18 protein-coding genes are annotated in these 26,279 nt (G+C 64.9%); 10 read left to right on the top strand and 8 right to left on the bottom strand.

Annotated elements, in window-relative coordinates; all coding sequences use genetic code 11:
* Positions 1 to 60 precede the first annotated feature (60 nt).
* Positions 61 to 2,301, bottom strand: a complete 2,241-nt coding sequence (locus ASE83_RS17230) for an alpha-galactosidase (protein ID WP_082443105.1) — start codon at positions 2,299 to 2,301, stop codon at positions 61 to 63.
* A gap of 305 nt (positions 2,302 to 2,606) precedes the next feature.
* Here ASE83_RS17230 and ASE83_RS17225 point away from each other — a divergent pair, with 305 nt between their 5' ends.
* From ASE83_RS17225 to ASE83_RS17200, 6 genes are all read left to right on the top strand, one after another.
* On the top strand, positions 2,607 to 4,124 hold the full coding sequence (locus ASE83_RS17225; RefSeq protein WP_055793322.1) for a tryptophan halogenase family protein: 1,518 nt from the start codon (positions 2,607 to 2,609) through the stop codon (positions 4,122 to 4,124).
* A gap of 108 nt (positions 4,125 to 4,232) precedes the next feature.
* On the top strand, positions 4,233 to 6,761 hold the full coding sequence (locus tag ASE83_RS17220) for a TonB-dependent receptor domain-containing protein (RefSeq protein ID WP_055793320.1): 2,529 nt from the start codon (positions 4,233 to 4,235) through the stop codon (positions 6,759 to 6,761).
* Positions 6,762 to 7,030: 269 nt separating this feature from the next.
* Positions 7,031 to 7,975 (top strand): hypothetical protein, encoded by a 945-nt coding sequence (locus tag ASE83_RS17215; RefSeq protein ID WP_055793316.1) that lies wholly within the window; start codon positions 7,031 to 7,033, stop codon positions 7,973 to 7,975.
* 232 nt (positions 7,976 to 8,207) lie between these two features.
* Positions 8,208 to 8,957, top strand: coding sequence for a 3-keto-disaccharide hydrolase (locus ASE83_RS17210; protein WP_055793312.1), 750 nt, complete (start codon positions 8,208 to 8,210; stop codon positions 8,955 to 8,957).
* A gap of 2 nt (positions 8,958 to 8,959) precedes the next feature.
* A complete protein-coding gene (locus ASE83_RS17205; protein WP_055793309.1) occupies positions 8,960 to 10,651 on the top strand; it encodes a GMC oxidoreductase in 1,692 nt (563 codons plus the stop codon).
* A complete protein-coding gene (locus tag ASE83_RS17200; RefSeq protein ID WP_055793306.1) occupies positions 10,648 to 11,358 on the top strand; it encodes a gluconate 2-dehydrogenase subunit 3 family protein in 711 nt (236 codons plus the stop codon). The genes ASE83_RS17205 and ASE83_RS17200 overlap by 4 nt, the downstream gene beginning before the upstream one ends.
* Positions 11,359 to 11,576: 218 nt before the next feature.
* Here ASE83_RS17200 and ASE83_RS17195 read toward each other — a convergent pair whose 3' ends face one another.
* From ASE83_RS17195 to ASE83_RS17180, 4 genes are all read right to left on the bottom strand, one after another.
* On the bottom strand, positions 11,577 to 12,689 hold the full coding sequence (locus ASE83_RS17195; protein WP_055793303.1) for a glycoside hydrolase family 53 protein: 1,113 nt from the start codon (positions 12,687 to 12,689) through the stop codon (positions 11,577 to 11,579).
* Positions 12,689 to 15,673 carry a TonB-dependent receptor gene (locus tag ASE83_RS17190; RefSeq protein WP_235513045.1) on the bottom strand — a complete coding sequence of 995 codons (2,985 nt, stop codon included), beginning with the start codon at positions 15,671 to 15,673 and terminating at the stop codon, positions 12,689 to 12,691. Before ASE83_RS17190 ends, ASE83_RS17195 begins: the two co-directional genes overlap by 1 nt.
* An 83-nt stretch (positions 15,674 to 15,756) precedes the next feature.
* Positions 15,757 to 16,695 (bottom strand): FecR family protein, encoded by a 939-nt coding sequence (locus ASE83_RS17185; RefSeq protein WP_055793297.1) that lies wholly within the window; start codon positions 16,693 to 16,695, stop codon positions 15,757 to 15,759.
* The gene (locus tag ASE83_RS17180) at positions 16,695 to 17,282 is read right to left on the bottom strand and encodes an RNA polymerase sigma factor (RefSeq protein ID WP_235513043.1); all 588 of its coding nucleotides are present in this window, start codon (positions 17,280 to 17,282) and stop codon (positions 16,695 to 16,697) included. Before ASE83_RS17180 ends, ASE83_RS17185 begins: the two co-directional genes overlap by 1 nt.
* Positions 17,283 to 17,517: 235 nt before the next feature.
* Here ASE83_RS17180 and ASE83_RS17175 point away from each other — a divergent pair, with 235 nt between their 5' ends.
* Genes ASE83_RS17175 through ASE83_RS17160 form a run of 4 tightly spaced genes read left to right on the top strand, consistent with a single transcriptional unit; the run spans position 17,518 to position 20,877 of the window.
* A complete protein-coding gene (locus ASE83_RS17175) occupies positions 17,518 to 18,426 on the top strand; it encodes an ABC transporter ATP-binding protein (protein ID WP_200921926.1) in 909 nt (302 codons plus the stop codon).
* Positions 18,423 to 19,172, top strand: a complete 750-nt coding sequence (locus ASE83_RS17170) for an ABC transporter permease (RefSeq protein WP_055793291.1) — start codon at positions 18,423 to 18,425, stop codon at positions 19,170 to 19,172. The genes ASE83_RS17175 and ASE83_RS17170 overlap by 4 nt, the downstream gene beginning before the upstream one ends.
* Positions 19,169 to 20,275, top strand: a complete 1,107-nt coding sequence (locus ASE83_RS17165) for a sensor histidine kinase (RefSeq protein ID WP_200921925.1) — start codon at positions 19,169 to 19,171, stop codon at positions 20,273 to 20,275. The genes ASE83_RS17170 and ASE83_RS17165 overlap by 4 nt, the downstream gene beginning before the upstream one ends.
* On the top strand, positions 20,272 to 20,877 hold the full coding sequence (locus tag ASE83_RS17160; protein ID WP_055793407.1) for a response regulator transcription factor: 606 nt from the start codon (positions 20,272 to 20,274) through the stop codon (positions 20,875 to 20,877). The genes ASE83_RS17165 and ASE83_RS17160 overlap by 4 nt, the downstream gene beginning before the upstream one ends.
* A 260-nt stretch (positions 20,878 to 21,137) precedes the next feature.
* Here ASE83_RS17160 and ASE83_RS17155 read toward each other — a convergent pair whose 3' ends face one another.
* The 3 genes from ASE83_RS17155 to ASE83_RS17145 all read right to left on the bottom strand — a co-directional run bounded on the left by ASE83_RS17155 (position 21,138) and on the right by ASE83_RS17145 (position 26,266).
* A complete protein-coding gene (locus ASE83_RS17155) occupies positions 21,138 to 22,430 on the bottom strand; it encodes a hypothetical protein (protein WP_156360189.1) in 1,293 nt (430 codons plus the stop codon).
* Between the two features lie 93 nt (positions 22,431 to 22,523).
* Complete coding sequence (locus ASE83_RS17150; RefSeq protein WP_055793285.1) at positions 22,524 to 24,497, bottom strand: hybrid sensor histidine kinase/response regulator; 1,974 nt, start codon at positions 24,495 to 24,497, stop codon at positions 22,524 to 22,526.
* Positions 24,494 to 26,266 (bottom strand): ATPase domain-containing protein, encoded by a 1,773-nt coding sequence (locus ASE83_RS17145; RefSeq protein WP_327196642.1) that lies wholly within the window; start codon positions 26,264 to 26,266, stop codon positions 24,494 to 24,496. Before ASE83_RS17145 ends, ASE83_RS17150 begins: the two co-directional genes overlap by 4 nt.
* Positions 26,267 to 26,279 lie beyond the last annotated feature (13 nt).

Below are 26,279 nucleotides of genomic sequence, written 5' to 3'. Positions count from 1 at the left end.
GAGCGGAGTGTCAGCTGTTCAATAGGCACGATAGATTCTCTCCACCCTTGGTAAAATCGATCATTCCACGACGTCGAAGACGAAAGCGGTGCCAACGAAGTCGCCCTTGAGCGGCGCGCGCAGACCGCGCTCCATCCAATAGGCGCCGCTGGCACGGGCAGGCGTACCTTCCGGCAGCTTGCCGCCACCAAGGATGCGGACGGTATAGGTTCGGGCCGGGTCCAACCCCTGCGGATGCTCGGCGACCGGATTGTCGCGCCACATCGACGAATGCAGCATCTGGAACATCACGCCCTGCCGCCGGTCCTGCCCGACATACATCGTCGCCGACGACGCGTTGTCCTTGGTCGGCGGGTCGATGCGATAGAGTTGCCCGCGCTGCACGGTCTGGCGGATGGTCTTGTAGGCCGCGACCCACCTGGCCGCCGTCGTGAAGTCCTCCGCCTGCCATTTGTCGAGATTGGCGCCGATCCCCAATCCGCCCTGCATGGACGACAGGAAACGATAGTCGAGCGAGGTCGCGCGGGTATTCGCCCAGTTCGGGCTGTCGGTCACCCATGCCATCATCACCGACACCGGATAGGCTTGCGTGAAGCCGTCCTGGATCATCAGCCGGTCGGCAGGATCGGTATTGTCGGACGGCCACACCTCGTCGGAAAAGCCGAGAATGCCGAGGTCGACCCGGCCGCCGCCGCCCGAGCAGCCCTCGATCTCCAGCTTCGGATGACGACGGCGCAGTTCGGACAGGATATGGTACAGGTTGCGGACATAGTCGACATAGACACGCTGCTGATCCTGCACCGGTACCGCCGGCCATCCGGCTTCGGTCCAGTTGCGGTTGTAATCCCATTTCAGGAAAGCGATGTCGTTCTCGCTGACCAGCTTGTCGAGCACGCCGAGCAGGTGATCGCGCACGTCGGTCCGCGCGAGATTGAGCACCAGCTGGTTACGCCCTTCCGTTCGCGGGCGATCGGGGTAGTGCAGCACCCAATCGGGATGGGCACGGTATAGGTCGCTGTCGACGTTGACCATTTCCGGCTCGACCCACAGCCCGAAATCCATGCCGAGCGAATGCACCTTGTCGATCAAGGGCTTCAGGCCGTTGGGAAATTTCGTCCGGTTGACGGTCCAGTCGCCCAGCCCCGCCTTGTCGCTGTTGCGCGCACCGAACCAGCCATCGTCGACCACGAAGCGTTCGACGCCGATCCGGGCTGCCTTTTCCGCCAGGGCTTCCTGGCCCGCCTCGGTCACGTCGAAGGCAGTGGCTTCCCAGCTGTTGTAGACGACCGGGCGCGGCTTGGCGCGGTCGCCGCCCGGCAGGATGTGTGCGTTCTGAAACCGGTGGAAGGTGCGCGACGCGCCGCCCATGCCGCCATCGGAATAGCCGGCGTAGAAGATGGGCGTGTCCAGCGTCTCGCCGGGCTTAAGCGACCACGAGAAGTCATAGGGATTATACCCGCCCATGACGCGGACGCGACCGAGATTGTCCTGCCCCACGCTGATTCGGAACGAACCCGACCATGCCAGTGCGCCGTACCAGACCGGCCCGGCGTCCTCGCTGGTAACGCCCTCGCGTCCGATCGCGAAATAGGGGTTGTTGCCATGACCGGTCGAACCGCGCCGACTTTCCAGCAGCGTCAGCGCCGGGGTGATCGCGACGTCCTTCTTCGTCCATTCGGCAGCATGGCGACCGGTCAGATAATGCAGTCGGTAATCGTCACCGACCGGCAGCGTGAACACCGCCGATGCGATCTGGTCGATCCGCACGGCGCGGCGATCGCCGTTGCGCACCGTTGCCGACCGCGCCAGCACGCCGGTTTCCGGATCGATCGTATAGCGCAGCGTGACCGTCAGCGGTCGGCGAATATCGGCGAGTTCGACCAGCAACGTCTCACCCTGCACGCGGTGTGACTTGTATTTCAGCACGAGGTCGCGGTTGCCGTCGGCAAAGATGGTCTTGATGCCGGGATCGGAAACCAGCCCCTCCCCCTGCCCCGGATATTCCTGCAACGTTACCGATCCTGCTGGATCGAAACCGGACAGTTCACCCGGCGCCTTTACCAGCACCGGATCGCCGGTTTTCACCGGGTCGGTCGATACCAGCGGATCGCCCGCCGCCAGCGATGCCCCCCAGTAGAGCGGTTGCAGATAGCCTTTGTCATCGACTCCCAACGCATAGGTGACGCCGCCGCCATCGAGGCGAAAGACCCGGGCATCCTGTAGAGCCGTTACCTTGGCATAGGCTGGCACCGTCGCGGAAACCCCGATCAGTCCAGTCAGAAACGCGCGGCTCAGCTTCATCGCAACCTCTCCTTCCAACTGCTATTCTGCAATCGTTTGCGAAAAAATATATGATAATTGCCGAGGAGCAAGCGATTTGTGATCCAACCGTATTTTCGTACGCCGATCCTTCGCACGGACCGCTGCCGTCGTCCCGATCGCGACGCCCATCGGGTTGGAGCGGACTGCGGCCGTTCCGCCTTGCACAGCAAGGACGCAAGGCCCCTCGCCCCGTCCGGCATTCGATTGCGATACTGCAGCCTCGAACCTAGGATGGCGGAAATGCGCTCTCAAGCGCGTGAACGCTAGAGGACGCAGGGGTAGGTATGAGCGATCAGGGTTCGGCCATTCGATCCGTTGCGATCGTCGGCGGCGGCACCGCAGGCTGGATGACCGCAGCAGCATTGTCGCACGCACTGGGGTCGCGCTGCGCGATCACGCTGGTCGAATCGGAGGAAATCGGCACGGTCGGTGTCGGCGAGGCGACGATTCCGCCGATCAAGCTGTTCAACGATACGCTGGGCATCCGGGAAGCCGATTTCCTTCGCGAGACGAAAGGTACGTTCAAGCTCGGGATCGAGTTCGTCGACTGGGCACGACGCGGCCATCGCTATTTTCATCCCTTCGGCACGTTCGGCAAGCCGTTCGATCTGGTCGCGGTGCATCAGCATTGGCTGGCGGCGCGAGCCGCTGGATCAACGGTGCCGCTGGACGACTTGTCGATGGCGTGGGGCGCGGCGAAGCGGGGGCGGTTCGCCGGGCCGATGGGCGATCCGCGCAGCGTCGCCTCGACGTTCGACTATGCCTATCATTTCGACGCGGGCCTCTATGCCGCGTTCCTGCGCCGCTACGCCGAGGCGCGCGGCGTCGTCCGCATCGAGGGGAAGGTCGCCGACGTTCCCCTTGATGGCGAGACCGGGAACGTGGCCGCCGTCACGCTGCATGACGGCCGCCGGATCGACGCCGACCTGTTCGTCGACTGCACCGGCTTTCGCGGGCTGCTGATCGAAGGTGCGCTCGCGACAGGATATGAGGACTGGACGCACTGGTTGCCCTGCGACCGCGCGGTCGCGGTGCCGTGTGCGACCGGTGGCGACGGCATGACCCCCTATACCCGGTCGACGGCGCGAGAGGCGGGCTGGCAATGGCGCATTCCGCTGCAACACCGCACCGGCAATGGCTATGTCTATTGCAGCCATCATCTGTCCGACGACGAAGCCGCAGCGACGCTGATGGCGAATCTGGACGGCGCGGCGCTGGCCGAACCGCGCTTCCTGCGGTTCACCACCGGCCGGCGCAGACAGTTCTGGAACCGTAACGTCGTGGCGATCGGCCTGTCGAGCGGGTTCATGGAGCCGCTCGAGTCGACCAGCATCCATTTGATCCAGACCGGGATCGCCAAGCTGCTCGCCTATTTCCCGACGCGCGCATTCGATCCGTTGCCGATCGCCGAATATAATCGCGTCGCGATCACCGAGTATGAGCGTATCCGCGATTTCCTGATCCTGCATTACAAGCTGACGCAGCGCGACGACGCCCCGCTGTGGCGCGACTGTGCCGCGATGCAGATTCCGGAAACGCTGGCGCTGAAGATCGCCCATTTCCGGCATGGCGGGCGATTGGTCACGCGCGACATGGACCTGTTCGGACCTCCTAGCTGGGCGGCGGTGCATCTCGGCCAGCTGAACGATCCGCTGTCGCTCGACCCCCTGCTCGACACGTCCGACGATGCCGCTGCCAGCCGGAGCTTCGTCGATCGCCTTGCCGGCGCGATCGGCGCGATGGCCCAATCGATGCCCGCCCATGCGGCATATCTGCAACAGATCGGCGCAGCCGCAGAGTGAGAACCAAATAATCTATGCAAACCTTTGCATTGCCCGTTGCAAACGATTGCGGGTATGATAATGGCTGAATCGTAGCCCCCGTCAGTGGGGCGTTCAGGAGGGTTTGCCATGAAGATGCCGGTTCTGCTTGCCTGCGCGTCGCCGATCGCCATGTTGGTCGCCACGCCTGCACTTGCGCTCCAGACCGATGCGCCAGCCGCACAGACGGCGGGCGAACAGCCGGGTGCGGCCCCCGATGCGGCAGAGGCAAGCGACGAAATCGTCGTCACCGCCAGCAGCGGCGAACGCTCGCGGTTCCGCAGCTCGATCTCGGTCAGCCAGATCAGCAACGAAGCGATCCAGAATTTTACGCCGCGTTCCGAAGCCGAAGTGCTGCGCAACATCCCCGGCCTTCAGCCGAGCGACACCGCGGGCCCGGGCGGCAACGCCAATATCGGCGTGCGCGGCATTCCGGTGTCGACCGGCGGTTCGGAATATGTCGCGTTGCAGGAAGACGGCTTGCCCACCGTCCTGTTCGGCGACATGAACTTCGGCAACAACGACTACTGGCTGCGGTTCGACCAGAACGTCCAGCGCGTCGAAGCGGTGCGCGGCGGCTCGGCCTCGACCTTCTCCAGCCAGGCACCGGGCGCCGTCATCAACTATCTGAGCAAGACCGGTGACAAGGCCGGTGGTCAGGTCGCGTACAGCAACGGCATCGGTTTCCGCGAACATCGCGTCGATTTCGATTACGGCGCGCCGATCGACGACACGCTGCGCTTCCATGTCGGCGGCTATGCCCGCAACGGCGGCGGCCTGACCAACGAGCGGTTTAACATCCTGCGCGGCTATCAGATAAAGGCGAACATCACCAAGGACCTGCCCGACGGTCGCGGTTTCGTCCGCCTGTATTTCAAGCGTCTGGACGAGCAGGCCCCGACCAACACCACCACCCCGTCGATCGCGACGCTGGACGGCAACAAGGTCACCGGCTTTGCGCCGCTGCCGAACTTCGACGGTCGCGACGGGTCGTCCTATTCGATCTATAATCGCCGTTTCCAGTATCTCGACTATGACGGCGGCGGGGTTCGCTCTGCCGAGGTGCAGGGCATCCACCCGCGCGTCACCGGTCTGGGCGCACAATTCCACTATGACATCGACGACAATCTGACGATCGACAACGTGCTACGGTATCAGTGGATCAGCGGCAATTTCACGACCCAGTTCATCAACGTCGCCACGCGGACCGGTGCCGGTGGCGTGATCGGATCGACGGTCAACGGCCAGCAGGTCGGGTCGATCCGCTATGCCGCTGGCCCGAACCAGGGACAGCTCTACACCGGCACCTATCTGAACAATAATCCGAACATCAATACGTTGATGAAGAACATGAACAACTTCGCCAACAATCTGGCGTTGAACGGCAAGTACGACGTTGGCGGTGGCAAGGCGACGTTCTCGACCGGTGTGTTCGTGATGAAGCAGAACATCGAACAGGACTGGCACGTCAATCGCAACTTCGCCGAGCTGAACGGCGAGAATGCGGCGCCGCTCGACCTGTTCTCGACCACCGGCACGCAGCTTACCGCCGCGGGCCAGGCCGGGTTCAACGACAATTGGGGCAGCTGCTGCGCCCGTCGCGTCGACCTCAGCTACACCGATGTCGCCCCGTTCCTGCAGGTCGGATACGAAACCGGCGGACTGAACCTCGACGCGTCGGTGCGGTACGATAACGTCAGCGGCAAGGGCACGGCACAGGGCGGTGTCGCGGGGCCGACGACGCGGGTCTCGGACGCGCTGGGTTCGGCACTGATCCCGTCGCTGGTGCTCAGCCCCACCGTGGAAAAGATCGACTATAGCGACAACTATGTTAGCTGGTCGGTGGGTGCGCTCTATGCGTTCAGCGGCAATACCAGCGTGTTCGCGCGCGTCAGCCGTGGCGGTCGCTTCAACGCCGATCGCCGCGTGCTGTCGGGCAACTTCAACGCCGACGGGTCGCTGAATGCGCAGGGCAAGTCGACCTCGGTCAACTTCCTCAACCAGCAGGAAATCGGACTGAAGCAGCGCGGCAGCTTTGCCGGGGAAGCGTCCTACACCGTCGAAATCACCGGCTTCCGTTCGACGCTGACCGAGAACAACTACGACTTCACCCGCATCAACAATCCGGCGCCGAACAACGACCCGAACATCTCGAACGGCTATCGTTCGTTCGGTATCGAGTTTTCGAGCCGGGTGAATTACGGCAACTTCCACCTTGCCGCCGATGCGACCTATTCCAATTCGAAGATCGTCAGCAGCGTGACGCCGGCACTGGTCGGCAATCGTCCGGGCGGACTGCCCGAATTCCTCTACGTCATTTCGCCATCCTATGACGCGGGCGTGGTCGCATTAGGTGTCAGCGTTAACGGGCAGACCAGCACGCCGTCGGACGACTTCAACCTTTACTCGATCAAGGGTTCGACCTTCGTCAACGGCTTCCTGACCGTGCGCCCGGTCGATCGCATCGAACTGGGCCTGAACGTCAACAACCTGTTCGACAAGCTCGGTTTCCGTGGTGGTGGCAGCCTGAACCCGATCCTGTCGTCGACCAGTGCCGTGTTCAACAACACCGCCCTGTACGGCCGCACGGTCACCGGTTCGATCCGCTACCGTTTCTGATACTCCCACACCTTGGGGGCGGCATGGTTTCGACCACGCCGCCCTTTTTTTGCGCGGCGCGACATTCGGCCGATTCCCATCGCCGCGCGGTGCTAGGGCAACCAGCGTTGCGACCATAACATCCGCGCCGCGTTCCATATCGAACAGGCGATGGAGCGTCGTGCTGCTGCGGCGAAGGAGGGTCGAAGCATATGTTGAAATGGTTGTTCGGGGGGCGTGATCCAGTCTCCGGCCCGGCTTCCGATTCAACGGGGCCGCTGCCGGCAAGGTTGCCGATCGGCGCGGACGGCAATCCGCTGCACAGGCTGTTCGACGCCTGGCATCTGCCGTGGCGCGAACCTCGCGAGCAGGTCGAAGCGCGCGAAGGGATTCGCCGCGATTCGCTATACGATGACGATGTCATGTTCGTGCGCGATGCCGCGGTGCCACCCGGCGTTTTGCAGCCATGGAACGCGGGCATATTCGAACGCTTTGCCCCGACGCTGCCGATCACGCGCTTCACCGCGATCGCATGGTTCTACGGCGATGCGGCGTCCAACCTGCGACATATGGCAGCCGATATTGCCGCTCTGATCGGCCCTGCACCGATCGGACCGGAATATAATACCGATGTTTGCAGGTGGGAGGCAGGCGCCGCCGGACTGCAACTGATGACATGGCCACCAGAACGCCAGTCACATGGTCTGACGAATAACGCGTTCGACCGCGAACCGCGGCTGCGCACCGCAGTCCACCTTACCGTCACCACCGGCTTCCGCCTGCCATTGTCGTTGCGAGAGGACGCCTGGGTGCGCGCGTTCCAGCCAGTCGCCTTGGTGAATATGCAGCGTACCTTACCACTGGACCGGATCGCCGTTACCGCACCAAGCGAGACCGAGATCGAATATGCCCGCGATCCGGGCGATCACCTGCCGCACATCGGCAACCGCATCGGCTATCCGCCCGACGTCGCCGCGCTGATCTTCTGCACCGACCAGTTGTTCATCGTGCCGCGTGAGGACGTGCTGGGGTTCGCGGTGACGCGGATGCGCCGCGCCAAGGGGGCGGGCGGTTCGTATCTGCAGGTGCGTTGTCGGACGCCGTGTCCGGTCGCCGACAAGACGCTGTTCCTGACGCAGTCGCCAGATCCAGACGGTGTCACCGCGTTGGGTCGATCGCTGGCGGCGACCTTTGATCGTCCTTGCGAGGTCGGTCCACTGCACGACGACATATGAATGTACGTGTTTTGGACCGACGATCCATCCGTCCCAGCGATCCCTGATCTTTCGGGCGCGGCGACCGGGCGACCTGCGGGAAACTGAGAGGTCGCGCCTATTGATGCAAGCGTCTGTGTCGTGATCCCAATCCCATCCGCATGTTCGGCTCGCTCCTTGTAAACGCCTGCGCAATCGGTAAGCCTTTGGCAACGGCGGCATAAAAGCACGGCGATTTTTTAGGAGAACCACCATGCGCATGGCATTCGGCATCGGCGCGGCCCTCGTGCTGCTGGCGTCGTCCGTTCCGGCGCAGCCGGCAAGGGAACGCGTGAACGTCCTGACGGCGCAGGAACGTGCGCAAGGGTGGCGCTTGTTGTTCAACGGACGCGACCTGTCGGGATGGCGCTCGTTCGATGGTACGCCGCCGGCAAGGACTTGGACGGTGCGCGACGGCACGCTGGCCCTGACCAAGGCCGATGGACAGATGAGCGGCACCGATCTGGTGACTGCCGACATGTTCGGCGCGTTCGAACTGACGCTCGACTGGAAGGTAGAGCGCGGCGGCAATAGCGGTATCCTGTATCTCGCGCGCAAGACGCCGGACGCGCCCCTGCTGTACCAGACCGGGCTGGAGATGCAGGTTCTGGACGACGAAGGGCATTCGGACGGAAAGATACCGACCCACCGGGCAGGTGCGCTCTACGACATGACGGTGCCTCCCGCCGGTATCTCGCGTCCAGCGGGAAGCTGGAACCACGCGCGGTTGCTGGTCGAGCGCGGACGCATCCGGCAATGGCTGAACGGTGCGCTTACCGCCGATGTATCCTATGGCGATGACGCATGGCGCAAGCGGGTCGCCGCCTCGAAATTCGCCAAGATGCCGTCGTTCGGCACTTTTTCCAGCGGTGTCGTCGGCTTGCAGGACCATGGCGAACCGGTCGCGTTCCGCAACATCAAGCTGCGCCGGATCGGTGCGTCGGCGATGGGAGCGGGCAAGTGACCATGGCGGCGGCCGACGCCGTGATCGACGTCGTCATCGTCGGATCGGGCGCGGCGGGCGGGATGGCGGCGTACAGCCTGACGAAGTCCGGCCTGCGCTGCCTGATGCTGGAGGCGGGACGGAATTACGATCCGCAGGCCGAGGTCAACATGTTCGCCCCCGAAAGCGACGCGCCGCTGCGCGGCGCGGGCACCCCTGACAAGCCGTTCGGGTATTTCGACGCGACGGTCGACGGTGGCTGGCAGGTCGACGGCGAGCCGTACACCATGAAGGAAGGAACCGACTTCCGCTGGTATCGCCCGCGGATGCTGGGTGGCCGGACCAACCATTGGGGGCGGCACGTCCCGCGCTTCGGACCCTATGATTTCAAACCCTTTTCGCGCGACGGATTGGGGGTCGACTGGCCGATCGGCTATGACGACGTCGCCCCCTTCTACGACCGGGTCGAACGGATGATCGGCGTCAATGGCGGGTCAATCGGGCTGGAGAACCACCCGGATTCGCCGGCGAACTGCCTGATGCCGCCGCCCAAACCACGCGTGCCGGAGATGCTCATTACGGCGGCGGCCGAGAGTCTCGGCATCCCGGTTCGCGCGGCGCATACTGCCGTCCTGACGCGCGACATGCCCGATCCGGTTGCGCCGCGCAGCGCCTGTTTCAACGCGACACCCTGCACGCGCGGCTGCACCATCGGCGCGATGTTCCAGACGACGACCTCGCTGCTGCCGATGGCCAAGGCGACCGGCAAGCTGCGCGTGGTGACCGATGCCATGGTATCGCGGGTGGTGATGGGGTCGGGCACGCGCGCCGCCGGCGTCGAATATGTCGACCGCAATACCGGTATGCGCCACCGGGTAACGGCGCGCGCGGTCGTGCTGGCCGCCGGCACGGGCGAGACCACGCGGCTGTTGCTCAATTCGGGACGGGACGGCCGGGGCCTCGCCAATTCGTCCGGCGAACTCGGGCGCAACCTGACCGATTCGACCGGTGCGTCGTTCCGCGCCTATATTCCGGGGCTGGCGAACCGTCCGCGCTATAACGAGGACGGGATCGGCGGGCAGCATATCTACATCCCGTTCTGGCTGTACGAACAACAGAAGCGCGGCGAGCTGGATTTCGCGCGCGGCTATCATTTCGAGATCAACGGGCGGTTCGGCATCCCGCCCGAAACCGCGCTGCCACGGGTCTGGGGTCAGGCGCTGAAACAGGCGGTCCGTGCGCGATCGGGTGCGACGATCGGACTGGTGCTGCGCGGCGAGATGATCCCCAACAAGGACAGTTATTGTGAGATCGATCCGGGCGTGAAGGATCGCTTCGGCATCCCGGTGCTGCGCTTTGCGTTCAAATGGTCGCAGCATGAGGTCAATCAGGTGGCGCATGGCCGGCGTGCCGCACATTCGGTGTTCCGGCGGCTGAACGGCACGATCCTCGATCCCGATCTTCCACCGGAGAAGATCATGACCGCAGGGGGCGAGATCATCCACGAACTGGGCACCGCGCGGATGGGAGCGGACAGGCGATCGTCGGTGGTCGACGGCTATGGTCAGACCTGGGACGTCGACAATGTCGTGCTGATGGACGGCGCGACATTCGCGTCGGGGCCGCACAAGAACCCCACGCTGACCATCCTCGCGCTGGCGTTGCGGGCATCGGAACGGCTGGCCGCACGCCTGAAGTCGGGAGCGCTCGCATGACCATTACCCGCCGCACGACGCTGCAATGGTTCGCTACGGCTACCACGCTATCGCTTGCGTCGTGGACGCCTGCGTTCGGCACAGTCGCGACCGGAGTCGGAACGCCGCCACCATTCGACGTGGTCGACTGGCCGGCAAAGGTCACCCCCTTGCCGCCGGCCAAGGGCTATGGCCGCGATCCCGACCTGACCGATCCCAAGGTCCCTTGGCCGCTGACCTTTACCAAGGCGCAGCGCGCCGCCATCGACGTGCTCGGTGACATGATTCTGCCGTCCGATGCGGCGTCGCCGGGTGCCGGCAAGCTAGGCGTCGGTGCCTTTATCGACGAATGGATCAGCGCGCCTTATCCGCGCCAGCAGGACGACCGAACCACCGTCCTCGCCGGGCTTACGTGGCTCGACGCGCAGAGCCGGGCGCTCCACGGTGCAACCTTCACCGCGCTGACGGCGGCGCAACGCACCCAACTGCTCGACGCGCTCACCGTCGCCGCACCCGCCCCCGCCATGGCGAAACCCGTCGCGTTCATGGATCGGCTACGCAACCTGTTCGTGCTCGGCTTCTACAGCCTGCCCGAAGGGAAGGCGGATATGGGTTTCATCGGCGACCAGCCGACCGAAGGCCCCTATCCCGGCCCGAGCGATGCGGCACTGACACACTTCAATGCATTGATGAAGGAACTGAAACTGGACGGCAAAGTGCGAGCGTGAGATCGAGCATAATGCGGGTTGATCCAGAAAAGACCGCTCGGAACGCTCTGCGTTGCTCACAGCATCTGCCATTCGTGCTATCCTATTAGTCGAACGCCATGTTGCGTCCTCCGTCCCCAGAGCGCCGGATTGCGAGGGGCAGTCACCGATCTGAGGATCGTAAAGATCGGCGTTCACTTGCCTGACCATGACGTCTTGTTTCTGGAAAGGCCTAGCCCCTATCGCTTGTATCGATGGCTCAGAAATTCAAAGGCTGGGAGCGCTTCTGTCCGGCGATAATCGAACCACGCGGCGTTCTCCCAGTTTGATCCTTTACCCCAGCGCGTTCCGCATCGGGTCGATACCCAATTGGGTTCCCAATAGACGACGCCGATGCCGCCGCCGTCGACGACGGTCTGGGTCAGGTCGATAAGGTAGCGGCGCTGCCCATCCGGGGTCGCCGGATACCCCGCGACCAAGGTGTCGGGGCCGAGCAGGTTCGGCGACGTGTCGGCATTCTCGTTGGTGAACGGATAAGCGGTTTCCACCACGATCACGTCCTTGCCAAAGCGCTGCCGGACACGTGCGATCGTATCGCCTAACTCCTTCATCGAACGCGTCGACCATTTCTTATAGTAGCTGATACCGATCACGTCGAAGTCGCGGACACCAGCCTTCTCGGCGGCATCGAACCATGGTTCGACATTTTCGGGTTGCGCGATGTGAAGCATGATCTGCGGGGCAATCCTTGCGGCCTTGCCGGCATCGCGGACCGCACGCAGACCGGCGTCAAACAATCGTGCATTGCGCGCCCAGTCGATCGCCCGCTCTTTCACACCTCCCATCAGTTCCGGGTTGGTCTCGTTACCGACCTGCACCATCTCGGGCATCAGCCCTTGCCCGTCCAGGCGGGCGAGTACGTCACGCGTATAGGCGTAAAGGGCTTCGGCCTGCGCTGCCGTGTCCTTCCCTGCCCAAGCCATCGGTACACGCTGCTTGTCGCCATCGGCCCAGTCGTCGGAGTAGTGAAAATCGAGCAGGACCTGCATCCCGGCCGCCTTGGCACGCCGGATCGTCTTGGTAACGTCGGCCAAGTCCGAATAACGGGTCCAGCGCGCATCGTTCCAGATGCGCACCCGGACGATGTTGCCCCCCTCGCGCGCGAGCAACGCAAAGGGATCGACCGGCTTGCCCCGGCTCCGATAGACGGCTCCGCAATCCTCCATCTCGTTCACGTAGGAAAGATCGGCGCCCAGATAGAGGCCGCCTTTGGGTGCGGGTACTCGCTCGCCAGCGAATGTCGGCGAGGTGGCGAGGACGGCCAGCGCCGCCGCGAGAAGGGACATGCGCATCAGAACTGATATCCTATGCCGAAAAGAAAGCGACGGCCGAACCGTTCGTGCCGGCCCTGCAAGCGGCGATCGCCATAATAGGTCTCGAACGGTTCGTCCGTCAGGTTGTTCGCCTGAAGCAGCAGCCTGACCCCATCCAGTCGCGATCCCTTGGCAAACTCGTAGCTGGTTTGAAAATCCATGACGGATTCCGGTGCCGTAAAGAGAATGCGATCGGTATCGCCCAGTTCGGTGGCATAGCTTGAGCGATAGCGGAACGCGATCCGGGCTTCGAAACCCGCTTTGCTGTAGTATAGCGTGGCGTTACCGACATGCTTCGACAGGCCGGGCAACTGGATCGCACCGATGGCGTTGTCGTCTTCGCGAACGCTGATGTTGCTGTCGGTATAGCTGTAGTTCAAATATACGCCGAGGCCATCGAACGGGGCGGGAAGGAACGTCAGCGCCTTCTGGAACAGCACCTCGACGCCCTTGATCGTCCCGCCCGATCCGTTGACCGGTTGCCGGAACGTTCCCTCCAGATCGGGACCACCCGCCGGATTGGCGACGGTGATCGGCGTCACCTGCTGCACGATAAAGGTACTCAGGTCCTTGTAGAAGCCGGAGATCGTGAGCGCGCTGTCGCGGTCGAAATACCATTCGACCGTTGCGTCGAGCTGCTTGGCCCGGAACGGCTCGAGCAGCGGGTTCCCGCCGAACGCGGCAGGAGCGCCGAAGGTGAACAGTCCGACACCGGCGCTCAGATCGTCGAGCGGCGGGCGTGAAATCGCCTCGCTCGCGCCGAACCGCAACTGCAGCTTGTCGCTCGGCCTGAACGTGAGATTCAGGTTGGGGAGCCAGTCGGTAAACGCGTTCGCCACGGCGATCGGCGTGACGGTGCTGACGACCGAACCGTCGGGCTGCTGCGTCTGCCGCAAGTCGACGCTCTTCGACAACGTTTCGGTACGGATCACCCGCAACCCAAGGTTGCCGGTAAACGGCAGGCCGAACAGGCTGCCGTCGAGATCGAGCTGCTGATAGCCGGCATAGGTTTTCTCGGCGACCTTCCAGCTCGACCGCCGGTCATCGTCCGACGTCGTCGGCGCGATCGGGCCGAACAATCGTTCGACAGCGGCATTGATGTCGATCGATTGTACGGTCGGCAGCCCGGCAAAGGCTCCCGAAAAGGCGTAGGGTCGGTTGAGCAGCGCGGACGGCGTGGCGGCACGCGCCGCCGGGTCGATGAACCCGAACTGCGTGCGTTGGGTATAGTCCTTGCTACGATCGGTGTACCGGGCGCCGAACCGCAGCCCGGCGAGCGGCCCCCGCGCGATCTTGCGGTCGGCATCCACGCTGCCCGTCCACAACGAATCGTTGATGCGTGGAGCACCCCCGCCGTTCGACGGGATCTGGAAGTCGGCGACCCGGAACACCGACGGATCGGAAAGATCGGCGCTCACCCGCATCTGCGGAACCGAATTGCGCCTCGACGTGAAACTGGTCGTGGGGATGACGCCGAACGGCTCGGTACGCAGCGTCAGGAACTGCTGGTCGCGGTGGGTCGTCGAATATCCGAGGTCGCCGGTGATCGTCCACCCACCGGGCCGCCACGTCGCGTTCAGCCCGCCCGCATAGAGATCGTCCTTGAAGAAGAATGATTCGTTCACGCCCCGCACGACCTGGCCGAAACTGGTGTTCGCGTTGGTCGTGGTGATGCCGGTGACATAGTCCTGGCTGCTGCCGCTGGTGTCGAGCGTCACGCCGCTCCCGCCCGACAGCGTGTTGCCGAAAGGCAGGTTCTCAACCCGGAAACCACGCTGGGTCTCCTCGAACTTCACATGGCTGTAGAAGACGTCGCCGTTCAGCTCGAACCGGTCGCTCGGACGCCATTGCAGCGCCGCGAGGGCGCCATGGCGGATGTCGTCACCTCCGCGAGCAAGCCCCTCGAACCCGAAAGGAATATTATCGTTCGACTGCCCGTTACCGGTCAGGTCGGCAAAGCTGTTGGTGTAGCGGAAGATGTTCGTGCGTACCGTCGCAACCGACTGCCGACGGCCCGAATAACCAACCGCCAGCCCCAGCGTATCGTCAAAAAGCTGCGTCACTAGCGATGCACTGGCGATGTATCCCCAAGGGTTCGTGTCCTGAACGTCCTCGGCCAGATCGCTGTAGATCGCGCGTGCGTTCAGCACCACGCGCGTATCCTTGTAGTCGAGCGGCTTGAGCGTGCGCAGATCGACTTGCCCGGCGATGGCCCCTTCGACCTGCGCGGCGGTCGGCGACTTGAAGACCGAAGCACCGTTGATCAGTTCGGCGGGATATTGCTCGTAGCGGACATTGCGGCTTGCCTCGGCGGAGACGATCTCGCGACCGTTGAGGAGCGTGTTGACCAAATTCGGTCCCAAGCCGCGGATCGATATCTGCGTACCGTTCCCACGGTCACGGTTGGTGGCCAGCCCGGGAAGGCGCGCCAGCGACTCCGCGATGCTCGCCTCGGGCAGCTTGCCGATATCCTCCGCCGCCAGCACTTCCTGCACGCGGTCGGCATTGCGCTTCTGGTTGATCGACGTCCGGAGCGACTGGCGGATGCCGGTGACCACGATGTCGCCGCCGGTCTCCTCACCGCCATCGGTTCCCGCTTGCGCCGTTCCGGAATCGGTCGCGTCCGTCACCTGCGTCAAAGCGGCCGGCTTGTAGGGCGACGCGCCGAGGACGACATAGGTTTGCGGTCCGTTACGCTGCGCTCTCAGGCCAGTGCCTTCAAGCAGCCGGGATAGGGCGGCGTCGGCGGTCATCACGCCCCGCACCGCATTGGTGCGTTTGCCACGGCTGAACGATCGCGCAGCGATGATCTGGATGCCTGCCTGCCTCGCGAGTGCGGCAATCGCCGTCTCCGCCGCCTGTGCCGGAATCTCGAATTGCTTCGCCTGTGCGGCTGCAGGCTGGCTTGCGACGAGTATGACAGCGCCCGTGCCCAACAGCAGTTGCCGGTTCAACCCCCTCATAATCCTCTCCCCTTTTATAGCGGGCTATTGCCCTGCCATCGAAGAGACCCTGGCAATCGATTTCCCTCCGCCGACCCGAATTATTATTTTTCGTTTGCCCCGATCCGGATCGTCTGTTCGTCGTTCGTATCGATCGCGACGTTGAAGCTGGACTGGATCGCACGCGCGAAACCTTCCGGATCATCCGTCCGAAACAGCCCGTCGATTTGTTCAGCTGCCAGAGACGCGTCGGTGAGCACCAGCTTGCGACGATTATACCGGTTGAATTCGCCGATTGCTGCGGAAAGCGTCTGGCCGTTAAGGTCGATCGCGCCGGTTCGCCATGCCAGCGCCCGATCGACCGCCGAGGGCTTCTCCTCGTATAGCTCGACGGCAGCGTTGTCGGCGACGAAGGCGCTTTGCCCGGCGGACAATTTGGTACGGTATCCGGCGGCCTGCGCGGTCCATACCTCAACGACGCCTTCGGTGACCAGAACATCGGCACCATGGTCGCGACGCCGCACCGAGAATGCGGTTCCAACAGCCTGAACCAGCACCGGCCCGGCTTCGACAACGAACGGGCGTGCCGGGTCCTTGGCGACCCGAAACCATGCCTCACCCCGCGTGAGTGTCACCATACGGCGGCGCTCGGCGAGCGCCACCTTGACCTCGGAAGCGGTATTGATCGTCGCGCTCGAACCGTCGGCCAGGGGTACGCGTCGTATCTCTCCCAATTGGGTGCTGTAGGTGGTTCCCCGGGTCAGCACGAACACGCCGCCTGCCAAGGAAGCCGCCAGCGCCCCTCCTGCTACCTTGAGCATGGTGCGTCGTTTCAGCCGGACCTCGATCTTCCCGGAACCGGCCGGCGCATCGAGCGCGATCCACGCTGCCTGCGCCTGAAGCAATGCACCGCGCCTCCGCGGGTCACCGCTTAACCAGCGCCCCAGTTCAGCCTCGTTCACATCGCTCCAGCCTTCGGCGTCCATCTGCGCGACCCAGGCCGCTGCCTCGTCGGCGACCGCTGCCGTATCTTGCATGTTCATCAGTGACGTCCTCCATGCCGCTCGGTGGTTGTCACGCGCTCGTCCGCATCCTGCTCTGCGCGGCTCCAGGCTTCCCTGAGAGCACGGACGCCGAGCCAAACCTGTTTCTCGACGGCCTTTTCCGTCGTGCCGAGATGCTCCGCGATCCGACGCTGCGACCACCCATCGATCTTGCGCAGATGCACGATCCGTCGACAGCGCTCCGGCAGGTGGGCGATCATTTCCAGTGCGCGGGCGTATGCCATGCGACCGGCAACCATTTGTTCCGGAGAGGGGCGGTCGTCGTGCAGGGCATCCACCTCGGCGATGATCTCCAGCGGCACGATCCGTTGCCGTTTGAGCCGACGGACGAGCAGGTTCCGGACGACCGAGAAGAAATAGGCATAGGCGTTGTCGATATGATCGACGTCCTCCAGCATCGCGAGGCGGCAATAGGCCTCCTGGATGATATCGTCGGCGTCCTCGGCCATCGTTCCCGAGCGTCGCAGCCACTGCCGGACACGATGCTCGTGCGGCAGAACCTCACGCGCCACCCATTTCGCCAGCGCGAGGCGACGTTCCCTGATTTCCTCACCATCCGCGCGCATGTCCGCCACCCCCACCCGACCCGATCGAGGTCGTCGATAATGGTAGAGACCCGAAGCGCAAATATCCTTCCTCGGCGGGTGCGCCCCCCTCTTCGATCGCCAGCGCGGCAGCGTTCGAACGTCCCCTTTCGCATCATCATCATGACAAATGTCACCCGATCCGCATGACAGCCGGCACTGCCATCGCTCCGCGACCACGCCCATGACGGCGGTATCACGACAGGGAGTTGCCGCCGTGCAAGTCGATCTTTCCGCCATCGCGACACTGACCGATGTGTCCAAACGCCTGGGGTCCACCCCCGTTCTCGACCGTTTCTCGCTCACCATCCGAGCGGGCGAAGTCACTGCGCTGCTGGGTCCCAATGGCGCGGGAAAGACGACGACCGTCGGCCTGCTGACCGGCCGGCTGCAACCCGATGCGGGCACCGCGCGGCTGTTCGGGCTTGACCCGGCCCGTCCGGCGGCACGGATGCGGATGGGGGTGATGTTGCAGGCGTCGGGCCTGCCCGACGTGCTCAGCGTGACGGAGGTGGTTACGCTGCAATCTGGCTATTACGCCGATCCGCGGCCCGTATCCGAGACGCTGGAAATCGCGGGCCTGACCGACCTTGCGCAGCGGCGTTGCGGTGCGCTGTCGGGCGGGCAGGCGCGGCGGGTGCAATATGCGTTGGCGATCTGCGGGCGTCCGGCGCTGCTGGTCCTCGACGAACCGACCGCGGCGATGGACCGCGCGTCGCGACAGGCGCTGTGGGCGACGGTGCGCGCCGCTGCCGACGACGGTGCCGCCGTACTGCTGACCAGCCACGATCTGGAAGAGGCCGATGCGCTGGCCGACCGCGTGCTGGTGATGGACCATGGCCGGATCGTCGCCGACGACAGCCCGGCCAGGCTGCGCGCCCGCGAAGGAGGGTCGGTCATCCGCTGCCGCACCGCGCTTGCGCCCGCGATCGTGCAAGCGCTACCCGCCGTCCGTGAAGCCGGGGCCGATGGCGGCGACTGCCGCATCGTCACCGCCGATGCGGTGGCGACGGTACGCGCGCTGTGCGCCGCCGATCCGACCCTCGCCCAGTTGCGCATCGCCGATGCCGCGCTGGAGGACGCCATCGCCATCCTGCTCGCGCCCGATCGGAGCAACGCCGCATGACCGCCACCCTGCCCGCCGGCATCTGGCGCCGCGAAGCGATCGCCGAACTCAAGCGATCGTGGCGGTTGCCGCAATTCCTGTTGCCGACCGTGCTGACGCCCGCTGCCTTCTATGCGCTGTTCACCCTCGCGATCGGTCAGTCCCCCTCCCCGGCCATCGCCGCCGCCAGCCTTGCGGGATACGGCGTGTTCGCCGCGATCGGTCCCGCACTGTTCGGGTTCGGCGCGGGCGTCGCCATGGAACGCGAACAGGGCCTGATTGAACTCAAGCGCGTGTCGCCGCTGCCGGCCGCCGCGTTCGTTGCCGCCAAGCTGGTCGCGGCGGTCGCAGCCGTCGGCGCCGCCGTCACGCTGATCTACCTTGCCGCGATCGTTGCCGGGGTGCGGCTGTCGGCGGGGCAATGGCTGGTGCTGGCATTGCTACACTTCGCCTCCACCCTGCCGTTCGGACTGATCGGCCTTGGGATCGGGATGCGGATGAGCGGCAAGGGGGCCGTGGCGATCGCCAACGCGCTGTTCCTCGGTTCGGCGGTGGTCGGCGGCCTGTGGATTCCCTCGACGATGTTGCCGGGCTGGATGCGCGCGGTCGGCGAGTTCGCGCCTTCCTATCACCTTGGCCAGTTGGCGCGGGGCATCGTCGGCACGGACACGATTGGCAGCCTGCCCGCCCATGCCATGATCGCGGTCGCCATGACGGCGGCGGCGGGGGTATGGGCATGGACCGGTTGGCGGCGGAACCCGGCTTGACGCCGCCCCCCTCGCCACGCGACGGTCGCTCGATGGTGGTCGCGTCGCGCAGAAGCTGGATCGAGGGGCCGTTGCCGTGGCTCGCCTATCTGCCCTTCTATGCGATGCCGTGGTTCTGGCGTCCGCCGGGGGAAACCGGGCTGGTCCTGTCGATCGCCGGGATCGCGCTGTTCCTTCCGGTCTATCTGCGGGCCTATAGCGCGGGACAACGCACGCGGATGGTGGCCGCGGCGATCATCCTGATGATTGGTTGCGGCCTTGCCCCCTTCGGCGGCAGTTGGACGGTGTTCCCGATCTATGCCGCAGCGATGGTCGGCTATCTGCAACCGCCGCGCCGCGCGATCGTCGCGATCCTGACCATCGCGATCGTGACGGGCGGCGTCGGTATCGCGCTGGAACAGCAGCTTCTGTGGTGGCTGCCGGGCGTGCTGCTGGCGATGATGACCGGGTTCGGCACCTTTTCGCGCGAGGCGTTCTACAACCGGACGCAGGCGCTGCTGGCTTCGCAGGAGGAGGTGCGTCGTCTGGCGGGCACCGCGGAACGCGAACGCATGGCGCGCGACCTGCACGATGTGGTCGGCCGCACGCTGACCCTGATCGCGTTGCGCGCCGACCTTGCCGCGAAGCTGGTGACGCCCGATGCCGCCGCCGCGCAGGCGGAGATGCGGGCGGTGGCCGATATCGCCCGCACCGGCCTGTCCGATGTCCGCGCCGCGTTGTCGGGGACCGGCGGGGGCAGCCTCGGCCACGAACTCGACCTGTCGCGCGACGCGCTGAGCGCCGCCGGGATCGTCGCGACCGTGACCGGCGACCCCCACTCTATTCCGCCCGATGCCGGCGCGGTGCTGGCGATGACGGTGCGCGAGGCGGTGACGAACGTTATCCGCCATGCCGGGGCGGTTGCGTGCCACATCGACCTGACCACCGACGACACCATTGCCGGCGTCCGGATCGTCGATGACGGGCGCGGCGGTTCGTTCCGCGAGGGACACGGCCTGACGGGGATGCGCCAGCGCCTTGCCGCCGCCGGCGGTACGCTGGACGTCGCATGGGTCGGACCGGGCACCTGCGTCGACGCCCGCGTGCCCGTGGGCGCGGCATGATCCGGATCGTCATCGCCGAGGATCAGGCGCTGGTGCTGGGCGCGATCGCGTCGCTGCTGGCGTTCGAGGGCGACATGACGATCGTCGGCCGCGCGCTGGATGGCGATGCCGCGCTGGCGCTGGTCCGCGACCTCGCGCCCGACATCCTGCTGACCGATATCGAGATGCCGGGGCGCAGCGGCATCGACGTCGCCGCGCGGCTGTCGGCCGAAGGGCTCGCCACCCGCGTCGTCATCGTCACGACCTTTGCCCGGCCCGGCTATCTCGCCCGTGCGCGGGCGGCGGGGGTACGCGGCTATCTGCTGAAGGACACGCCGGTCGAACGCCTCGCCACCGCGATCCGCACTGTCCATGGCGGCGGCCGGGCGATCGCCGCCGACCTTGCCGCCGAAGCGTGGGAGGCCGGCCCCGACCCGCTTACCGACCGCGAACGCGACGCGCTGCGGCTTGCCGAGGAAGGATTGCCGAACCGCGAGATCGGGCTGCGCCTTTCGCTGTCGCCGGGGACGGTCCGCAACTATCTTTCCGAAGCCGCTGCGAAACTCGGTGCTGCCAACCGGATCGAAGCAGGGCGCATCGCCCGAAACAAGGGATGGCTGTGATTCACATGCGCTTGTTGCGCATACGCCAGGGCCGATCGACATTCACATCCCATTTCGTCACCCCGGACTCGTTCCGGGGTCCACGGCGCGCCAATCGGTGCGGCAGGCGCCTCTATCGACCGCGATTGCGGCTCGGTGGACCCCGAAACACGTCCGGGGTGACGAAGGGGCTGGCGGCGTCGATCAGGAGCGACATCGGGCGTAGCTGAATGTCGATCGGCCCTGGAGGCAGCATGGGTTCCTGTCCGCGCGCATCCTTGTCACGGCGACACGAGGTCGTCGGGCGTCGTCGGTCCGCCGATCAGCTTCTCGAAGGCCGCCCAGCGCGCGGCAGGGGTCTTGCCCGCTGCCGCCATCGTCCTGGCGACCATGGCGCGACCCAGATAATAGTTGAGGACATAGCTGCGATAGGTGTCCACGAACCGTATGCCGCGTTGCGCCTCTTGCGGGGTTCGCAGGGCATAGCGTTCCATCAGTGCAACCGCCCGGTCGCGATCGATGCGCCCGTCGATATAATCGCGGGCGATCACCAACGATACCGGCGCGAGCTTCGCCTGCACGGCCTGAACCTTTTCGAACAGCGCCACGTCGGACGGATTAAGCCCGGCAAGCGGGAACAATGTTCCGCGCTCGAAAGCGATGCGTTCATCGTCCGAAAATGCCAGATCCGGACCATAATCGGCCGCCCCCTCGGCAATCAGCGCCATCGGCGAAAAGAGCGGGAACAGCGTGTATTCGATCCAGCCCCGCCGCTGCGCCATGTTCCGTTCGTACAGGGAATATAGCACGTGATGGCCGGGATACGCCTCATGGCAGCCCAGCTTGATGACATAGTCCATCTTGAGCGGCACATCGAGATTGACCTGTACCAGACTGTGCGCATGGCCCTGGAAATAATTATAGCCGGCCCATGGCTTGTCGCGGACCATCTCCAGCTTGATCGCCTCACCCGGCGGCATCGCGATATGGTTCAGCGTCCGGCGGCGGCATTCGGCGATCGTTGCCTTGATAACCGTTTCCGCCTTGTCCGGCGGCGCGGTGTAGCGGTGGCTCAACTTCTCGATGCGATCGGCGAGCGTGCCCGGTCCGGCGGGGACGAGCCGGTCGAGTTCGGCCAGAACGGGATCGAAACTGGCCAGCGGCGGCGCGGCGAATGTCACGCCGAACAGCCCCCTGGTTTCCTGATCGAAGCTGAATTTCCTGCCCGCAACCATTGCCATGCGCGTTTGCGCGGCAGTGAGCTGGAACAGAAGCGCCGCGCGCCGCTTGCGTTCGTCCGGCGCCAGGGTCTTCGGGTCGATCGCTGCCAGTCGCGCGTGCAGCTTCGCCGCATCGGCGCTCAGTTCGGACGGGGTGCGCCTGTCGAGTTTCGCTGCGGCGGCGAGGTCTTTCGGGCCGAAATAGGCATCGACATAATTGGGGTCGCGCTCGCCCGCGGCCAAACTCAGCGCCACATAATCCCTGGCGATCGCACCGACGGCATCGCTCGGTCCGCGCGCCGCTGCCGGAACGACGGCCAGCCCGGCAAGCATCATTGCCACGTACCACGTCACGCGTCGCATCCTGCCGTTCCCCCAACCCGATCGCCGACTATTTCAACCACGAGCGATCGAAATGGTCAACGACATGGCCGGCGGGTCGAGCCGCTATACGGCCTTCAGCCGAACATGATCCGGAGCGGGCCGCAGGATTTCGTTCAGGTTGCGGGCGAGATCGGCCTGTCGAAACGGCTTCGAGAGGACAGGAACGCCGGCCGGCACGTCCTCGCCCTTCGCCGCGTAGCCGGTGATGAGCAGTACGGGCGATCGATTGCCGCCCTGCCGCAGTTCCTGGATCATCTGCGCGCCGTTCATGCCGGGCATCAGGTAATCCGTCACGATGCCGTCGATCTCGATCCCGCCCCTGATCGCCGCGATCGCCTGTGAGGCCGAACTTGCTTCGGTCACGGTGTAGCCGATATCGCGAAGCATCTCGGCAGTCGCGGTGCGGACGATTTCCTCATCGTCCACCAGCAATATCCGGGCGGCGCTGCGGGCACGGACCGGTTCGGCGGAGCCGCCATCGGACTGGACGACGGCCTCGTCGGTTACCGGCAGCCACATGGCGATCGACGTGCCCCGCCCCGGCTCGCTCTCGATCCGCAACGTGCCGCCCGATTGCGCGGCGAGGCCATGGATCATCGACAGCCCCAGCCCCGTGCCCTTGCCGATGCCCTTGGTTGAGAAGAACGGTTCGGTCGCGCGCGCCAGCGTGGCCTTGTCCATGCCGGTGCCCGTATCGGCCGCGGTGATCCGGACATAGCCGCCCGCATCGAGCCCGAGCAGGTTCCGGTCGTCCACGACGATGTTCGTGGCGGTGATCGTCAGCTTGCCGCCGCCCGGCATGGCGTCGCGGGCGTTGATCGCTAGGTTCAGCAGCGCGAGTTCGAGCTGGTTGGGATCGACGCGGACGGGCGGAAGGCGTCGCGGAAGCTCGAAGACGATCCTGATCGACGGCCCCAGCGACCGCTGCAGCAGATCGGACATGCTTTCGATCAGCACACCGGCATCGACCGCCTGCGGTTTCAGCGCCTGCCGGCGGGCAAAGGCCAGCAACCGCTGCGTCAGGGTCGCGGCGCGCTCGGCCGCCTGCAGGGCACTGCCGATCAGGCGCTGCGCCTTTTCGTCCTCCTTGCTGCGACGGCGCAAGAGGTCGAGGCTGCCGACGATGGGGGTGAGCAGATTGTTGAAGTCGTGCGCCACTCCGCCCGTGAGCTGGCCGATGGCGTCCATCTTGTGCGATTGGGCCAGCTGCGCATCAGCCTCCTTGCGCTCGGTAATGTCGGACACGACGCCCGTCATGCGCACCGGCGTGCCGTCCGGCGCGTAGCGCATCCGACCTTTTGCGGCGATCCAGCGCTGGGTGCCGTTCTCGGTGCGAATGCTGCACTCGAAATCGATGCTTCCCGTCACCGGCGCAGCCTCGAACTGCGCGGCTACCATCGCACGTTGATCCGGATCGACGTGTCGCAGGAAGATCGCCACGTTCCAGTCGGGTGCCGGCCCGTCATACCCGAAGATGCGGTCGTGACGCAGGGTCCGCTGCGCGACTCCGGTGGCGAGATCGATGTCCCAGCTCCCCATGTCGGCAGCGTCCAGCGCGACCTCCAGACTGTCGCGCGCCAGTCCAAGCTGCGCGGTCCGATCCCGAACCGCATCTTCCATCGCGGCGGCAAAGTCGCGGACCTGATATTGACGGAGGCGCGCCTTGAGCGCCGATCGCACCGCACCGATCATCGCCTCCGCATGGAGCGGTCGTTCGAGCAACAGCGTGTTGCCGAGCGTCTGAAGCCGCTCGAGCGCACGTGCGCTGCGCGGCGCACGATGTCCGTTGGCCAGGACGATGAAGGGCAGGTCGGACCATGCCGGCTGTTCGGCGATCCATTCGGCCAGCCTGGCCGCATCGGCAGCCAGCAGCACTTCCTCGGTCAGCATGACCGCGCCGGCATCGACGGCAATCGCATCCAGCAACGCCGGTATGTCGGGACAGACCAGCACCGCGATGTCGTTCTGCCCGAACAGCTTGGCCGCGACGTCCGCATCTCGGCCGCGGGGGGCAAGGATCAGCAGCCGGTTCCTCACGACTGGTCAGCCAGCTCCGTCGTCGCGTCGGTACCCTGCCGCATCAGCTTCGATCCCTCGCCCGAGAAGGTCGGGATACCCGTCAGAACGCCGTGGAAGTCTCTCAGCGTTTCACCGACCGACAGGCCCTGCTCCGTGATCTGAAACTCGCGAATGGTCCGTTCGTGCCGCGCCGTGCGCGTCTTGATGACGGAGATGGCCTGACGAACTTCACCATGCGCTTCGAAATAACGCAATTGCATGACGGTATCGGCGAGGTAGCTGAGGTCCACGTCCGCCCGAATATCGCCGGTTACGCCATGCAGGCCGAGGATCAGCAGTGTCACCACGCCCGTCTGACCAAGGTAGCTCAACAGCTCATGCATCTGGAGCACGAGATGCTGTTCGTTCGGCATCGATTGGAGATAGGCGTTGAGGCTGTCGATCACGATGATCTTCGCGCCGAACGTCTCCACCGCATCGCGGACGGCACCGGCAAACTCGCCCGGCGACAATTCGGCCGGGTCGATCCCCCGGATGTCGAGCGTGCCGTCTTCGATGAACGGCACCAGATCCATGCCGAGCGACTTCGAGCGCTTGAGTAACGTCGGCAGGCGCTCGTCGAAGAGAAAATAGGCCGCCTTGTCGCCCCGTTTCAGGCCGGTGGCCATCATCTGGACGGTGGCGGTGGTCTTCCCGACCCCTGCCGGACCGGAGAGCAACGTCGCCGTGCCGGGCGCGATCCCGCCGCCCAGCAGCCTGTCGAGCTGATCCGACCCGGTCGAAACCGGTGTATCATCGTAGCTGGCGCCATGTTCGGCGGCGACGAGGCGTGGATAGACGCACAGGCCGCCCCGCTCGATCTCGAAATCATGATAGCCGCCGCGGAAGCGGATGCCCCGCATCTTCACGACATGCAGGCGCCGGCGTTGGGCGCCGAAACCGGACAGCGTCTGTTCCAGCATGATGACGCCGTGCGCGATGCTCTGAAGCTGGAGATCGCTGCCGCTGGCGCTCTTGTCGTCAAGCAGCAGGACCGTGCACTGCCGCGAGGCGAAGAAATGTTTCAGCGCCAATATCTGGCGGCGGTAGCGGACGGGCGTCTGGGCGAGCAGCCGCAGTTCGGACAGGCTGTCGATGACGACGCGGGCAGGCCGGATCGCGTCCACCTTCGCCATGATGTCGCGTACGGTCTCGCCAAGCTCGACCTCGCTCGGGTGAAGCAGCGTCTGCTCCTGATCCTCGCCGAGGCCATCGACCGGCACCATCTCGACAAGGTCGATCGCGTCAAGCGACCAACCATGGCTTTCGGCGACGGCAAGAAGTTCGACCTGCGTCTCGGCCAGAGTGACGTACAGGCCCGCTTCGCCCGCGCGGACGCCATCGAGCAGGAAGCCCAGGCCGAGCGTGGTCTTGCCGGTCCCGGGCGTCCCCTCGACAAGATAGATCCGTTCCCGCGTGAAACCGCCGACGAGGATGTCGTCCAGCCCGTCAATGCCGGTTGACGCAACGGCACGCCGATCGATCGTAAGTTCAGCCATGCCCTGTTTCCCCTTCGAATACTGCACCATAGACGGGCGGGCGCGGCGGAGCCAGCGATCATCGGAGACACGCTTTTCGCAGACTGGCGCGGTGGGCATCACGCCGACATCTGAGCCACCGGGAGCCTGACATCGCCGACAATAGGGGCGGCCGACATCCAGCCAATCCGCAGAGCGGCGTACATTCCCTTCGTCACCCCGGAACAGGTCCGGGGTGACGATAGGCCGGTGAATGTCGATCCCGCCCAAGCCACCTTCGGCT

The sequence above is a fragment of the Sphingomonas sp. Leaf32 genome, assembly GCF_001421765.1.
Classification (GTDB): Bacteria; Pseudomonadota; Alphaproteobacteria; order Sphingomonadales; family Sphingomonadaceae; genus Sphingomonas.
The sequence above is the reverse complement of the archived record's forward strand: the minus strand, read 5'-3'. Positions and strand labels throughout refer to the sequence as shown.

Bases quoted from the DNA above. Each gene is read 5' to 3' on its own strand.
- ASE83_RS17205 (WP_055793309.1), top strand. From the start codon at position 8,960: ATGGCGGCGGCCGACGCCGTGATCGACGTCGTCATCGTCGGATCGGGC.
- ASE83_RS17190 (WP_235513045.1), bottom strand. From the start codon at position 15,673: ATGAGGGGGTTGAACCGGCAACTGCTGTTGGGCACGGGCGCTGTCATA.
- ASE83_RS17230 (WP_082443105.1), bottom strand. From the start codon at position 2,301: ATGAAGCTGAGCCGCGCGTTTCTGACTGGACTGATCGGGGTTTCCGCG.
- ASE83_RS17170 (WP_055793291.1), top strand. From the start codon at position 18,423: ATGACCGCCACCCTGCCCGCCGGCATCTGGCGCCGCGAAGCGATCGCC.
- ASE83_RS17225 (WP_055793322.1), top strand. From the start codon at position 2,607: ATGAGCGATCAGGGTTCGGCCATTCGATCCGTTGCGATCGTCGGCGGC.
- ASE83_RS17200 (WP_055793306.1), top strand. From the start codon at position 10,648: ATGACCATTACCCGCCGCACGACGCTGCAATGGTTCGCTACGGCTACC.
- ASE83_RS17160 (WP_055793407.1), top strand. From the start codon at position 20,272: ATGATCCGGATCGTCATCGCCGAGGATCAGGCGCTGGTGCTGGGCGCG.
- ASE83_RS17210 (WP_055793312.1), top strand. From the start codon at position 8,208: ATGCGCATGGCATTCGGCATCGGCGCGGCCCTCGTGCTGCTGGCGTCG.
- ASE83_RS17220 (WP_055793320.1), top strand. From the start codon at position 4,233: ATGAAGATGCCGGTTCTGCTTGCCTGCGCGTCGCCGATCGCCATGTTG.
- ASE83_RS17195 (WP_055793303.1), bottom strand. From the start codon at position 12,689: ATGCGCATGTCCCTTCTCGCGGCGGCGCTGGCCGTCCTCGCCACCTCG.
- ASE83_RS17185 (WP_055793297.1), bottom strand. From the start codon at position 16,695: ATGAACATGCAAGATACGGCAGCGGTCGCCGACGAGGCAGCGGCCTGG.
- ASE83_RS17180 (WP_235513043.1), bottom strand. From the start codon at position 17,282: ATGCGCGCGGATGGTGAGGAAATCAGGGAACGTCGCCTCGCGCTGGCG.